The sequence below is a fragment of the Chitinophaga hostae genome (assembly GCF_018224885.1).
Taxonomy (GTDB): Bacteria; Bacteroidota; Bacteroidia; order Chitinophagales; family Chitinophagaceae; genus Chitinophaga; species Chitinophaga hostae.
In genome coordinates, this window is the sequence record NZ_JAGTXB010000007.1 from 194538 (window position 1) to 208740 (window position 14203).

The 14203-nt window shown below is 49.3% G+C and carries 10 protein-coding genes and 1 tRNA gene; 8 read left to right on the forward strand and 3 right to left on the reverse strand.

Features of this window, described 5'->3' with window-relative positions:
• Positions 1 to 18 precede the first annotated feature (18 nt).
• The 4 genes from KE626_RS16475 to KE626_RS16490 are packed head-to-tail and all read left to right on the forward strand — an operon-like array spanning position 19 to position 6612.
• On the forward strand, positions 19 to 2745 hold the full coding sequence (locus KE626_RS16475) for a DUF1553 domain-containing protein (RefSeq protein ID WP_249207507.1): 2727 nt from the start codon (positions 19 to 21) through the stop codon (positions 2743 to 2745).
• Between the two features lie 5 nt (positions 2746 to 2750).
• Positions 2751 to 4241: a DUF1501 domain-containing protein gene (locus KE626_RS16480; RefSeq protein WP_211974019.1), complete on the forward strand. Its 1491-nt coding sequence runs from the start codon at positions 2751 to 2753 to the stop codon at positions 4239 to 4241.
• A gap of 44 nt (positions 4242 to 4285) precedes the next feature.
• On the forward strand, positions 4286 to 5176 hold the full coding sequence (locus tag KE626_RS16485) for a sugar phosphate isomerase/epimerase family protein (RefSeq protein ID WP_249207508.1): 891 nt from the start codon (positions 4286 to 4288) through the stop codon (positions 5174 to 5176).
• Positions 5173 to 6612, forward strand: a complete 1440-nt coding sequence (locus KE626_RS16490) for a c-type cytochrome domain-containing protein (protein ID WP_211974021.1) — start codon at positions 5173 to 5175, stop codon at positions 6610 to 6612. The genes KE626_RS16485 and KE626_RS16490 overlap by 4 nt, the downstream gene beginning before the upstream one ends.
• 15 nt (positions 6613 to 6627) lie before the next feature.
• Here the strand turns inward: KE626_RS16490 and KE626_RS16495 are convergent, their stop codons facing one another.
• Complete coding sequence (locus tag KE626_RS16495; protein WP_211974022.1) at positions 6628 to 7638, reverse strand: helix-turn-helix transcriptional regulator; 1011 nt, start codon at positions 7636 to 7638, stop codon at positions 6628 to 6630.
• Positions 7639 to 7882: 244 nt separating this feature from the next.
• Here KE626_RS16495 and KE626_RS16500 point away from each other — a divergent pair.
• The 4 genes from KE626_RS16500 to KE626_RS16515 all read left to right on the forward strand — a co-directional run bounded on the left by KE626_RS16500 (position 7883) and on the right by KE626_RS16515 (position 12519).
• Positions 7883 to 8004: transfer RNA gene (locus KE626_RS16500), tRNA-OTHER, on the forward strand.
• Positions 8005 to 8088: 84 nt separating this feature from the next.
• Complete coding sequence (locus KE626_RS16505; protein ID WP_211974023.1) at positions 8089 to 10314, forward strand: hypothetical protein; 2226 nt, start codon at positions 8089 to 8091, stop codon at positions 10312 to 10314.
• A gap of 125 nt (positions 10315 to 10439) precedes the next feature.
• Positions 10440 to 11594 carry a BamA/TamA family outer membrane protein gene (locus tag KE626_RS16510; protein WP_211974024.1) on the forward strand — a complete coding sequence of 385 codons (1155 nt, stop codon included), beginning with the start codon at positions 10440 to 10442 and terminating at the stop codon, positions 11592 to 11594.
• 154 nt (positions 11595 to 11748) lie between these two features.
• On the forward strand, positions 11749 to 12519 hold the full coding sequence (locus KE626_RS16515; protein WP_211974025.1) for a carboxypeptidase-like regulatory domain-containing protein: 771 nt from the start codon (positions 11749 to 11751) through the stop codon (positions 12517 to 12519).
• A 3-nt stretch (positions 12520 to 12522) separates the two neighbouring features.
• Here the strand turns inward: KE626_RS16515 and xseB are convergent, their stop codons facing one another.
• Positions 12523 to 12738 (reverse strand): exodeoxyribonuclease VII small subunit, encoded by a 216-nt coding sequence (gene xseB, locus KE626_RS16520; protein WP_211974026.1) that lies wholly within the window; start codon positions 12736 to 12738, stop codon positions 12523 to 12525.
• Entirely contained in the window at positions 12716 to 14155 is a 1440-nt protein-coding gene (xseA, locus tag KE626_RS16525) for an exodeoxyribonuclease VII large subunit (protein WP_211974027.1), read from the reverse strand. Before xseA ends, xseB begins: the two co-directional genes overlap by 23 nt.
• Between the last annotated feature and the right edge of the window lie 48 nt (positions 14156 to 14203).

Below are 14203 nucleotides of genomic sequence, written 5' to 3' on the forward strand. Positions count from 1 at the left end.
GGTGTCAATCAATTGCTAATGCATTATTTCTCCACGTTGAGGGTAACAGTGGCCCTCACCCTTACTGCCGGCGCAGGCATTATGTTTGCGGCCTGTCATTCTAACCAAAAAGTAGACTTCAGTACAGAAGTAAAACCAGTGCTCAACAAGCATTGTATCAGCTGCCATGGCGGCGTAAAACAAAGCGGTGGATTTAGTGTGCTGTTTAAGGAAGAAGCCCTTGGCGTCACCAAATCCGGTAAACCGGCTATTGTTCCAGGCCATCCTGAAAAAAGTGAATTCATCCGCCGTCTTACCTGTAAAGATCCTAAAGAGCGGATGCCACAAAAAGGCGAACCGCTCACCGAAGCAGAAATAGACCTGCTCACCCGTTGGGTAAAGCAAGGTGCTGAATGGGGCGAGCACTGGGCGTATATTGCGCCAAAAGAAGTAGCCGTACCGGATATCGAGGTAGCCAATGGCAATAATATTGACCACTTCATACAGGCGAAACTGAAAAAAGAAGGACTGGAATCCGCACCGGAAGCAGATAAGATGACGCTGCTGCGCCGCGTAAGCCTGGACCTCACCGGTTTGCCTCCCACTCCTGAAATGGCCCGTCAGTTTGCCGATAGCAAAGATCCTGCAGCATATGAAAAAATAGTGGACAGTCTTCTCCGGTCGCCTCACTATGGTGAACGGTGGACCGCTATGTGGCTGGACCTCGCCCGCTATTCCGATACCAAAGGTTATGAAAGAGATGAAGGCAGAAGAATATGGCGCTACCGCGACTGGCTCATCGATGCATTCAACAGCGACCTGCCCTATGATAGTTTTACGATAGACCAACTCGCGGGCGACCTGTTGCCCAACGCCAGCAACCAGCAGCTCATTGCAACGGCCTTTAACCGTAACACCATGACCAACGACGAAGGAGGTACACAGGATGAAGAATTCCGTACCGCCGCCGTAATGGACCGCGTAGCCACCACCATGGATGTGTTCCAGGGCGTTACCATCGCCTGCGTGCAATGCCACAGCCACCCGTACGATCCTTTTCATTTTGAAGACTATTATAAACTGCTCGCCTTCCTCAATAATACGCGGGATGAAGACACGCACATGGAGCATCCTAAACTGCGTTTATACGACAGCGTTAGTACGGCACAGGTGCAGCAGATCAGCAGCTGGGTATCACAATACGGTACTTCCTCCCAACAGCAGGATGTACAGGAATTCCTGAAAGTGCTGGAACCTAAAGTACATGCGCATAACGCCGACCAATATATCAATGGCGCCCTGCTCGATACCAAATACATGGGGGTGCGGAACAATGGCAGCTGCCGCCTTCCGAAACAAAAGCTGGATGGTAAAACCCAACTGCTCATGAACTACTGGACCGGCAGCCAGGGCGGCACCATCGAGTTCAGACTGGATAGCCTGAAAGGAAAAACAATGCTCACACATCACCTGATGCCCACCAACGGACGGCAGGCTATCAGCATGCCTATCCCTTCTGTTTCCGGTACGCATGATCTCTACCTTGTATTCCGCAACCCTGCCCTCAACCCCGCAGATGCAGTATGTATGATAGAATGGTTCGCCTTCCGGGAAGACATACCCGGCAAAGGAAAACCCGGATATGATAAGATCAGTGCGGAAATGCTGGCAGTGATCAATCAAAACCCGGACGATATCCCGGTGATGATAGAAAACCCCGCTTCCATGGCCCGCACTACCAATATATTTGAGCGTGGCAACTGGCTGGTAAAGGGTCCTGCGGTTACGCCGGATGTACCACATTCGCTGAATCCATTTCCAAAGGATGCACCCCGCAACCGTCTCGGCCTCGCACAGTGGATGACTTCCACCCAAAACCCACTCACTGCCCGCGTGATGGTAAACCGCTGCTGGGAACAGCTATTTGGTACCGGCATCGTGGAAACGCTGGAGGATTTTGGTACACAGGGCTTCATTCCTTCCCATCCCGAATTGCTGGACTATCTCGCTTATAAATTTATGCATCAGTACAAGTGGCATATGAAACCACTGCTGCGCGAAATCGTTACCTCTGCGGCTTATAAGCAAACCTCCAATGCATCGCCGGCGCTGCTGGAAAAAGATCCTTCCAACCGCCTGCTGGCAAGAGGACCCCGCTTCCGGTTAACAGCAGAAGAAGTAAGGGACCAGGCGCTTACCGTAAGCGGTTTGCTGAACAGGAACCTGCATGGCCCCAGTGTGATGCCTTTCCAGCCCGATAATATATGGCAAACCGTGTACAATGGGGGTACCTGGAACAAGGCGACAGACGGCAACCAGTACCGCAGGGCCGTATATGTTTACCAGAAACGTACCAGCCCTTATCCTTCCATGATATCGTTCGACGGCAGCAGCCGTGAAGTTTGCCTGCAACGTCGTATACGCACCAACACGCCGCTTCAGGCGCTGGTAACGCTGAACGATCCTGTATATGTGGAAACAGCTATTGCGCTGGCACGCCACATGCAGCAAAACGGTGGTAAAGATGTAGCGGCGTGTATCCGTTCGGGTTATCAAACCGCTATGTACAAACCATTGGCTGATAATAAGCTGAAAGTATTACAGACACTCTATACGCAGGCGCTCACGGAATTCCGCAAGGATCCAAAGGCCGCCGCAAAAATGCTGCAAAGCACTAACAGTGACACGCAACAGGCCGAACTGGCTGCCCTGGCAGTAGTGGCCAATGCTATTATGAACCTGGATGAATTCCTTACAAAATCCTAAGCAGTATGACCAAACATGCAAGACTGATAAAGGAAGCGAATGATACCACACTGCGTTATATTACCAGGCGCCATTTCCTGATGGATTGTGTTGCCGGTTTGGGCGCCGCTGCATTCGGCTCCTTCCTCGCCAGCTGCGGCAGCAGCAACAGCAAAACACTGGTAGATGCCAGTGGCAACCCGATGGCGCCCAAAGCGCCACTGTTCCCTGCCCGTGCCAAAAGTGTTATTTATCTCCATATGGCGGGTGCGCCTTCCCAGCTGGAGTTATTTGATTATAAACCTGCGCTGCAGAAACTGCATAACCAGTTATGCCCGCAGTCATTACTCGAAGGAAAGAAATTCGCGTTTATACGCGGCGTACCTAAAATGCTGGGGCCGCAAGCGGTATTCAATCAACACGGCGAATCCAGGGCCTGGATTTCCGACCACCTGCCACACTTCACCAGCATGGCCGATGAAGTGAGTTTCCTGAAAGCGGTGCAAACCGACCAGTTCAACCACGGCCCTGCACAGTTGCTGATGCATACCGGCAGCGCGCGGCTTGGCCGCCCCAGCATCGGTTCCTGGGTAACCTATGGCCTGGGCTCGGAAAACAGTAACCTGCCCGGATTTGTGGTGCTCACCTCCGGCGGTAAAACGCCTGATGCCGGTAAAAGTGTATGGGGCAGCGGGTTTCTGCCGTCAGTATACCAGGGCGTACAATGCAGAACCAAAGGAGAACCGGTGCTGTTTCTCACCGATCCGGAAGGCATGAGCAGGGATCTGCGCAAAGAGTCGATTAATGCCATCAATGAAATCAACAAACAGGAATACGCCACTTTCGGCGATCCGGAAACACTGGCGCGCATCTCCCAGTATGAACTGGCCTATAAAATGCAGATCTCCGTACCGGAGGTAATGAACATCAACAAAGAGCCGGATTATATCCATGAAATGTATGGCACAGAGCCGGGCAAAGAATCATTTGCCAACAACTGCCTGCTGGCCCGCAAGCTGGTAGAAAAAGGCGTTCGCTTTGTGCAGCTGTACGACTGGGGCTGGGATACGCATGGTACCGATGAAGGCGGTTCTATTGATTATGGATTGCGTAACAAATGCAGGGAGATAGACCGTCCGATTACCGCCCTGCTGCAGGATCTGAAGCAACGCGGATTACTCGACGAAACCCTGGTGGTATGGGGCGGCGAATTTGGCCGTACCCCCATGCAGGAAAACAGGGATGGTAAAGACATGCCTTTCCTGGGCCGCGACCACCACGTAGAAGCCTTTACCATGTGGATGGCGGGCGCCGGCATCAAAAGAGGATGCTCTTACGGGGAAACTGACGAAATAGGCTATTCTGCCGTAAAAGGTAAAGTTGCCATCAACGATATTCATGCCACCATCCTGCAACAACTGGGCTTTGATCATGAAAAACTGACTTACCAGTTCCAGGGCCGTCCGTTCCGGCTCACCGATACAGGAGGCAAAGTTATTACACCGATATTAAGCTAAACATGGATCAACAAAAACGAAACTTCTTAAAACAATCCGCCATTATGGCTTCTGCGTTATGTTTACCATCCCTGCCTTCCTTTGCAGCTGCTTCCGGCAAACCGGTAAAAGATGGGTTCAGGTTAATTGTACTGGCCACCAACTGGGGCTACAATGGCAGTATCGATGCTTTTTGCAACGAGGCCAAAAAAGCCGGCTATGATGGCCTCGAAATATGGTGGCCTGCAGAAACAGCCGCGCAACAGGAATTATTTGCCGCATTGGCCAAATATGATCTGCAGGTGGGATACCTGTGTGCCGGCTACGACAGCGACTATACGAAACACGCGCAGCAATTTGAAACTGCACTGAAAGCTGCTACCAGCAATAGTAAGGTAAAGCCGTTATATATTAACTGTCATTCAGGAAGAGACTATTTTACCTTCGAGCAAAACAGCGCCCTGATAGATATGACCATCCGTATTTCCAAACAATCAGGGGTACCGGTGTACCATGAAACACACCGTTCCCGTATGATGTTTGCAGCGCATGTTGCGAGAAAATTTATCGAGGCAAAGCCGGATCTGCGGTTGACACTGGATATTTCCCACTGGTGTAATGTACATGAATCATTACTGCAGGATCAGCAGGCAACAGTAGCCAAAGCGCTGGAGCGGGCTTCGCATATACATGCCCGTATCGGGCATCCGGAAGGGCCACAGGTCAATGATCCCCGGGCGCCGGAATGGGAACACGCCGTAAAAGCACATTTTGCATGGTGGGACCAGGTGGTGCAATATCACCAGGCGGCGGGCAAACCACTCACTTTCCTGACGGAATTTGGTCCGGCAGATTATCTGCCTACCCTCCCCTATACCCGTCAGCCGGTGGCCGACCAGTGGGACATTAACGTATACATGATGAAGCAGCTTAAACAACGTTATAGCAAACAATGAAATTACTGATTAGCACGGGCAGCTGGAGTATGTTTATAGGGAGGTCGCATCCTTTGCTGGTGCATCTCCCGATAGGCATATTACTGATTGCTTTTATCCTGACACTACTGGCCCGCCGTGAAAAGTGGCGGCATCTTCAATCTGCTTTACCTACCGTACTGCTGGCAGCCGCATTATCTGCCATTTTCAGCTGTATTACAGGTTACCTGCTGTCGCTGGATGGTGGTTATGAAGAGAAGCTATTACAAACACATAAATATCTTGGTATAGGCGTGGCCGTTATCAGCACCGTTTTGTACGGGATGGAAAGATATAAAAACCGTTTCCGTAAGTGGCAGGTGCCTGCCGTATTGGTAATGGTGTTGCTGCTGAGCGCTGCAGGGCATTATGGCGGTAGTTTGACCCATGGCGACGACTACCTTACCCAGGCCATGCCCGCCGGTTTGCGGCAGCTCACCGGCATGAACAAAACCATCGCTAACGCCGCTGCCTATACGAACATAGGGGATGCCCGGTTGTATGAGGACCTGGTAAGGCCGGTACTAGCTAACCGCTGCTACAGCTGTCATAATGAGCAGAAGCTGAAAGGCGGGCTGCGGCTGGAGTCGGTGGCCCTGATCCGCAAGGGCGGAGAACATGGTCCTGTGTTAAAAGACAGTATGCCGGAAGAAAGTGAATTGTTCAAACGCCTGATATTGCCGGAAGAAAATGACCATCGTATGCCACCCAAAGGCAAACCACCGGTAACACCACAGGAACTGGAACTGCTGCATTGGTGGATAGCACAGGGTGCGCCTACCGGCAAAACAGTAAAAGAACTTAATAAAACGCCGCTGATGATGGCAGTATTGGAAGGCATGCAGCCTCCTACGCCGATCGATAAACAGGAATTTATGCCGGAAGACAAGGTAGCCGCGGTAAGCAGCAGCAGCATTGCAGCGCTGGAAGCCAAGGGCGTAAAAGTATTGCCGGTAGGCGCCGGCAGCAATTATGTGTCGGTAGATTGTATCAACGCAGCAGGGTTTAACGATGCTGATATGCAATTGTTACTGCCGTTGAAAGATCAGCTGGCCTGGCTGAGTTTAGCCGGCACACAGGTAACCGACAATGCCCTTCCCGTGTTGGCCAAATGCCATCATCTTATCCGGCTGGACCTGAGAAATGTAAACATGAAAGGTAAAGGCATGAGTGCCCTGAATGCCTGCGGTGAATTGCGTTATCTTAACCTGGCAGGTACCGGGGTAACGGATGAAGGGGTATTATCTCTCCGGAAAAACAAAAAACTGCAACAGGTTTATTTATACCAGGCCAGTGTGCAACCGGTAGCGGTGCAACAACTAAAAAAGGAACTGCCCAAACTGCTGATCGACACCGGCGGTTATCGCTTACCTCAACTGGCATCGGATACGATTGTGTATCACAAAATCAGCGGATAGGCAACAACGTTAGCACTATTCGTAGGCTTTAACCGCCTGGGCCAGTCTGCGCCCGATGCGTGTGGCCAGGGATTTGGGGGACAATACCTTCATGTGTTCTCCAAATCCCATAATTTCCCGCTCCAGTTCAAAGTTCAGGACTACCTGTATGCTTATAATTGTACTGTTATCTCCTTCTTTCAATACCTCCTGGGAATGATGCAGCGGCTTGGTCAATACATAGGGAGCATGTTTGTTATCGATTTCCAGTATTATTTTATGGGCCACATCTTTCTCTGATTTAGTGACCCCGATGAGGTTACCGAAATACTCCTCGAAAGGAATGCCTTCGTAGGGAACAAACCTTTCCTTTGGCAGTTCCTGTAAACTAACAATCCTGTCCAGCGCCATGGTGGTGAGTTGTGGCGAGTGCTTGGTGCGGGTAATGATAAACCAGCGGTTCCGGTATTCTTTTAACAGGTAGGGGTAACAGATATGTTCCTGTGCTTTGCTGGCTTTAAAAGATTTGTATTCTATCAGCAGTGCCTTTTTATGCAGAGTAGCCTGGTACAGCGGGTTGATATGCACCAGGCCCAGCAACTGATGATTATTTTCAAACTGGATACAGTTGCGGTGTTCGGCTGTTGACTTATACAGGTTATTCTCTAGTCGTGCAATCATTTCGCTCATGTCATCAAAATAACTGAAGCCGTTAAACTGTTTCAGCACCGCTACGATCTCTTTCATCTTATCTACATCGCCGTCATTGATGGGTGCGTTGGTAATACTATAGGCCGGATCGCTGTAGGCGTAATACTTGCGGTCTTTCACTACAATAGGCGCGTTGTACCCCAGCTTGTCACTACGCATCAGCTGAATATCTGCCTGGATAGTCCGCCTGCTCACACCGGACCCGATACCTTCCACGTCGTACAACACATCCGCTACTTTCTCTATCAGGTCTTCCAGGGTCCACTTACGATAGCGGTTGCGCAAACATTCATCGATGGCTTTATACCTGATCAGGGCCAGTTTATTGATGGACATACTATCTTTTTAACAAAGAAAATAAAATACTACGCATTATACCTGCGCAGATAATTGCTCTCAAAAAATAATTACAACACAAATTAATGATTATTAATTACTTAAAATATTTTTTAAAATAAATTTTAAGTACGCAAGTATACTGCGCACATACACTTGCATCTTTGTGTCATCGGAAGCGGTCAAGTAAATGTTACTTCACTCACTGTTAATGAACACATTGACAATTATCGCGGAAGATGGAAAAGCAGTAGCGTAATGGTAGCGCACCGTATTGATCGTTTTAACATTACCAACAGGTCAATTAAAACATACTTCTTTCATCCAGGGATGCGGGGGTTGCTGGTTCGAGTCCAGCCTGCTTTACAAAAAATCGAGGTCAATTGTTGCTTACTTCTTCTTTTTTAGGTAAAGAGCAGCAAAATTATCTGATTATTAATAACAACTATTATGAACACTTTATTACAGGTAGGTTTACGGCAGCAGGCCATTTTTATTGCAGATACAGCGATTCAGCGTAACCAATCATACCTGACACCCACTACCGGTTTACTGGTAGCTAACCTGGCCAAACTCGGATACACCGTGTCTGAGTCCCTGCTGCAGGCATTAAATCATACTTCACCTGCCTGCCAGGCGACCATCCTGGAAACATTCCGGGAAGTAATGGGCGTTAATAAAAACTGGACCCCGCTGGTAAAAAACTGGATCATTCCCACCAATGAAACCGTGGCAGATCATATACTGACCTATTTCACCACTGAATTCAAAGGAAAGGGTACAGCCCTGCGCTGCGGTCATATTATTCCGCCAAATACTTTTGCGCTGGAAAGATATAATGGATGCCCATTCTGTGGTACGCCATTCCAGGCCGGTGAAATAGAAAACTTCGGACAAAACAGCAAGGTCCGTGTGCTCGAACTGTGGACAAATGCTTCCGCAGCTGATTACCTGGCTGACTTATTGTCTTCCAAAACAGCACTGGATGCTACCCAGATGGATAGCCTGAAAGCACTATTAACGGTACTGCCTTTGACAGCGGGTGTGAAAATCGGGATGAAAGAAACCCAGGCAGCAGTGGCAGACCTGATGATTGCCATGAACAAGGCCGACGAAGCATCCATGTTGTTTACAACGCCTACGGATATACTCCGTTACCTGTGGTATAAACATACCGGGTTCCTGCAGTTGATAGCCCCAAAAACTATTATACAGCGGAAGAAAAAAAATAACACCCGTATTCGTGTGGCTCCTACCACAGATCAACAGGTTATTGGTACCTCCCTGAAGCTGAAATACAGCCGTCAGCAGGGATTAATGGCAGCCAAATGGCTGAACGCACTGGATATGGATGCTACGGCCATGTGTGAAGCGATGCATCCGAAACGCGGAATGTGGGTACGCTTTATCCGTGCCCTGCGCCTGGCAGAATTCAGCCAGCGTAAAGGATTTGAAAAACTGCGCGTGGTAATGGATAAATTTTACCGCCAGGACTACGCCGTTTGGCAGGGACAGGTAAATCATTTCCGTTTACGTTATGATGTCAACAGTACCATGTACCTGTTGAAACAGCGGCCAGGACTGTTTGCCCGTTCCCTGTTTGCCAACATGCTGTGGTTTGGACCAGCGCCTGTAACAGCTGCTTTTGCCGACATCCTCGACAAAGTACCTGCACGCCTGTTGTTTACCCTGCAGATGTACGCAGACTACTATTTCGATAAAGGCGCCACCCGTGCCGTGAAGCCGCTGGGAGGAACAGCGAAGAACATTCCTGCCAACCAGCTCCTGTCCATGTACGACGAAGCACAGCTGGAAGCCATGCAGTTGGCCGTGACGGACCTTTGCCTGCTGGCGATGACGAAACGTTTTGCAGCAGAAAAAACGACTGCCAAAAACATCTTCATTGCGCCTGAATTGTTTAAAATACCGCTCGCCATCGGCGACCGTACCGAACAAATCCAGGACCTACCAGCTGCGTTGATGGGTACCCGTTACCAGGTAGACGGCGATAAAATCATCCTGTTTATGCAATGGGGTAAAGGATTACCTGCCCAGCACCTGGATATGGACCTGAGCTGCCGTGTGGCGTACAAGGACCACGTGGATCACTGTTCCTTTTCAAATCTGCATACCACCGGATGTAAGCATAGCGGCGATATCCGTTCCATTCCGCATAAAATTGGTACCGCGGAATATATTGAAATAAATATACCAGTCCTGCAACAGGCAGGCGCACGATACGTCACTTTCACCTGTAATGCTTACTCACAGGGGGCGATAACGCCTAACCTGGTAGTAGGATGGATGGATAGCCAACACCCGATCAAGGTATCCGCTAAAACCGGTGTTGCCTACGATCCGTCCTGTGTACAACAGATGGTACGTATCACCAGCGGGTTAACAAAAGGGCTGGTATTCGGGGTACTGGATGTGGTTGCAAAAGAAATCATCTGGCTGGAAATGGCCTTCGACGGACAACTGGTGCAACAATTGGATATCCGAAACGTAAAAGCCATCCTGAAAAAACTGGATAGCAAAATGACGATCGGCCAGTTACTGCAGGTGAAAGCGGCAGCACAACAGCTGCAGATCACCGATCAGCTGCCCGCAGATGAGGAGTACACCCTGCAGTGGGCCATGAACACGGCCGCCGTGACCCGGTTATTTATCGATTAATTTGTTGCCCCTATACACAATAGCAGCCGGACATTTGTCTGTGCTGCTATTTGCATGATATTACTTTTTAACCCTTCACTCATCAATTTTCTGAAAATGTTGCTATATTCATTGTGTTGTCATACATGAACAGATACCTGCTACTGCTACTCCTTGTGGCGCCTCCAGCTGTACTTCAGGCCCAGCGTAAAAACGTGGCCGATACCACGGCCACTGTTTCCGTGCCCAGGGGTTTCTTTGATAATATCATGTACTACCTCAAACATACCAACGTAGAAAAGAAAAAAAAGAAGGTAGATCTCAGCTTTATCGGCGGACCGGTATATACGCCTGAAACCAGTTTCGGCCTGGCGGTGATGATGGCCGCACAATATAAAACCGATAAAAAAGATTCCCTGCTCCCGGTTTCCAACGCCGCTATTTATGCATCCGGTGCACTAACAGGATTCTATGGTATCGGGATCAGCAATACCACCATTTTTCCGCACGACCGCTTCCGGCTCGCCCTGAAAGCCTCTTTCAGCTCCAGGCCAAATAAATATTGGGGCATTGGATATGAAGCGGGTAATAATAAAGATAACTACACCGAATTTGTGCAGCTCACCGAAAAAATGCAGGCGGATTTTTCCGTGAACCTCAATGGCAAATTATTCGCGGGACTCTGTGCACAGATACAAAACGTACAATCCAAAAAAATTGATACTGCCGGCGGCAAACCGCTGATGGCCCCGGAAAAGATCCTGGGTATTGGTGCAGGACCGTTTATTGTGTATGATACCCGCGACTTTATACCCAATGCCTACAAAGGCATGTACGTAAGATTAGGCTATCGCTTCTTCCCTTCTTTTTTTGGGAACAAGGCTGTTTTTTCTCAGTTTGACCTGCAGTTCGACTGGTACAAACAGCTCTGGCAGGGCGCTGTACTAGCCACCGATCTGTATGCCGAAGAGCGCAGCGGCGATGTGCCCTGGAGCTTACTGGCAGAAGCCGGCGGCTCTAACAGGCTGCGTGGCTATTACGAAGGGCGGTTCCGCGACAAAAATTACCTGGCCGCACAAATTGAACTGCGGCAGCGGATCTACAACCGCAGCGGCCTGGTAGCCTGGGTAGGCGGTGGCAATGTTTTTCCCCGCCTCAATGAACTGGAACTGCATCAGTCGCTCATCAGCTACGGTATCGGCTATCGCTGGGAATTTAAAAAACGCGTAAATATCCGGCTGGATTATGGTAGAGGCAGGGACCAGTCAGGATTCTATTTCGGTATTAACGAGGTATTTTAGGGAGATGAATAACGCCCTGTTATCGCTTACCTGTTCGTTTTTTATTTCCTTTGCCTGTATGAAGATAATTTCCCTGCTTTTATAACAAAACTTTAGAACCCTTCTCTATAAACCCCTCACCCGATTCCGGTAACTTGGCATAAATGCGCTGCCCATGAAGCTGACCTTTACCGGCCTCTTATTCTTTCTTTTTCCCACCACCCTGGTTGCCCAGCAATCGCTGCGGGGCACCGTAGCAGACAATACAACATTTGACCCGCTGGCAGGCGTTAGCCTGGTCAATATTACCACGGGCAAAATCATTATTACCGATAACAGCGGCGCTTTTGCTATTACTGCAAAACCCGGCGATACACTGCGTTTTTCCATGGTGGGCTATCTTCCGCAACTGGTGGTGATTACAAAGGAACTATTCAGTTTACCTTCTCTCCATATACAAATGAAACAAGGGGTGATTACCCTGCAACAGCAGCTGGTTCGCGGAAGGAATTACTATGCCGACTCGTTGCGCCTGCGCAGGGAGTATGGTGCTTATTTCAAAAAGCAACAGGACTGGAACTTCAACCTGTTGTTGCCTCCCCTGTCGAAGCAGGAATTAAGGGACCAGTTTCATACCGTACAACAAGGTGTTAGCATTCACCAGTTATACAAAAACCTTTCCTTCCATAAAAACCGGCGCAGGGAAGCCCTGAGAAAGCAGCTGCTGGCAAAAGAAATGGAAGATTATGTAAGCCGCGCCTACGATCCGGCGATGGTGCAGGAGGTTACCGGGTTGAGTGGCGACAGCCTGGATTATTTTATGACGCATTACCGGCCGGGGCCAGCCATACTGGGAGGAAGTACGGCCTATGAGCTGAGGGTATATATCAGGCAATTATATCGGCAATACCAGGATAGTATTGCGTTACAGGGAGCATCGCGTTAGTGCTTACTTCTCCCCTCCCTTATTGCCTTCCATCTGTTTAATAATGTTATTTACTTCTGCTTCTGTGGCGCGCAATTTCTGTTGGCAAAATTCTATGAGAACGGCCGCGCGCTTTACCTTTTCTGCTAAAAGATCTACTGAAACAGCTTCATTCTCTATTTCCTCCGAGATCAGTTGCAATTCATTATAGGCTGCTTCATATGTCAGTTCCTGGCTCATGGGTGATATTTTTTTCGGTAATAGTAGCTTCCAGCGACGCGTCGGGTAACACCACCTTAATGTGGCTTCCCGGCTGGAGTGATTTGGCATTGGTGATGATATGCCCGTCCCGGTAAATAATGGCAAAGCCTCTTTTCAGGATAGCGGCAGGACTCATCAGTTTAATCAGGGCATCATAATGTGTTAGCTGTCCACGCTTCGTTTGCATATACATCCGGCTAAACGAACGGAAATTGGCGACTATGTTACTGAGGTCATTAAGCCGGTTGGATACGGTGATCCTGGGCCGCTGTAATACCCCGTTCGACACCGCGATCAGTTCCCGGTGGCGGTTCAGCAAAATAGACGAGGCCGTGTGCAGCACCACATTTTTGCAGGCATGCAAATCTTCCTTATGGTTCGCCAGCAGGGTTCTGCTCTGGTTAATGACAGTGTTGTTGAGCAACGACAATTGCTGAAAATGATTGGAAAGCAGCTGTTGCGATCGGATCAGGATATTTTGTTGCATGCTGATCACTGCCTCCTCAAAATTCCGGTTATGCGCAATGATCCATTCGGCGGCCTTGGTAGGCGTTTTGGTAGCGGTGTGCGCCATCATGTCCGTTATGGTTTCATTTTTCTGGTGCCCTATCCCTGTAATGACCGGGATGGGAAATTTGGCTACTGCCCTGCCCAGTATAAAAGTATCAAAAATCAGGAAGTCTGTTTGTGCGCCGCCGCCACGGATGATTACCACCGCATCGTACGGCACCTGGCTGTTATAAACATCGATCAGCCGTTGTTGCACCAGTTCCGCTTTGGTTTCCCCCTGTACAACGGTGAAATAATTGTCGATAATAAACGTATAGCCGAAATGGTTATGTTCCAGCGTGTGCCTGAAATCCTGGTACCCTGCGGAGTTACCGGAGGTAATGATGGCCAGCCGTTGTATCACGGCATGCAGTGGCAGCTGGTTGTTGCGTGTAATATACCGGTCGCCCGCTTTGCGGATAAAATCAGCGCATTCCGTGGTAAGGCGCAGTAATGTTTGCTGTTTCTGTTGCTCCAGCAGCCCCACCGTAAAGGCGGTATCAATATCGAGCAGGGTGATCTGCAGGCCATGTACCTGGTGATAGCTCACTGATACACGGATCAGCACATGAATATCATTCTTAAAGGGCTGTCCGGTTACTATTTCGAACTCCTTAATCCTGACGGCGCCGTTTCCCCACGCTACTGCCGATACTTTGGCTACGATGCCGCCGGCATGTTCTTCTTTTTCCACCAGGTCGAAATAATGATACCCTTTTTGCTGGTAGAAAGAGTGATTGGTAACATCAGCCACCACCCAATAGGTTTGTTCAGCAAACACGCTGTGAAGCGCCTGCTGAATTTTTCCTGTGAGTGCGGATAATTTTATGAAAGAAGTATCGGTCATTGCTATGGGTAAAGATAAGTAAATCGTTTATTACCTGACTTTTACCAG

What these genes read in the sequence shown, in the direction of transcription:
- KE626_RS16485 (WP_249207508.1), top strand. Translation starts at nt 4,286, where the DNA reads ATGGCTTCTGCGTTATGTTTACCATCCCTGCCTTCCTTTGCAGCTGCT.
- KE626_RS16505 (WP_211974023.1), top strand. Translation starts at nt 8,089, where the DNA reads ATGAACACTTTATTACAGGTAGGTTTACGGCAGCAGGCCATTTTTATT.
- KE626_RS16495 (WP_211974022.1), bottom strand. Translation starts at nt 7,638, where the DNA reads ATGTCCATCAATAAACTGGCCCTGATCAGGTATAAAGCCATCGATGAA.
- KE626_RS16480 (WP_211974019.1), top strand. Translation starts at nt 2,751, where the DNA reads ATGACCAAACATGCAAGACTGATAAAGGAAGCGAATGATACCACACTG.
- KE626_RS16510 (WP_211974024.1), top strand. Translation starts at nt 10,440, where the DNA reads ATGAACAGATACCTGCTACTGCTACTCCTTGTGGCGCCTCCAGCTGTA.
- xseB (WP_211974026.1), bottom strand. Translation starts at nt 12,738, where the DNA reads ATGAGCCAGGAACTGACATATGAAGCAGCCTATAATGAATTGCAACTG.
- xseA (WP_211974027.1), bottom strand. Translation starts at nt 14,155, where the DNA reads ATGACCGATACTTCTTTCATAAAATTATCCGCACTCACAGGAAAAATT.
- KE626_RS16515 (WP_211974025.1), top strand. Translation starts at nt 11,749, where the DNA reads ATGAAGCTGACCTTTACCGGCCTCTTATTCTTTCTTTTTCCCACCACC.
- KE626_RS16475 (WP_249207507.1), top strand. Translation starts at nt 19, where the DNA reads ATGCATTATTTCTCCACGTTGAGGGTAACAGTGGCCCTCACCCTTACT.
- KE626_RS16490 (WP_211974021.1), top strand. Translation starts at nt 5,173, where the DNA reads ATGAAATTACTGATTAGCACGGGCAGCTGGAGTATGTTTATAGGGAGG.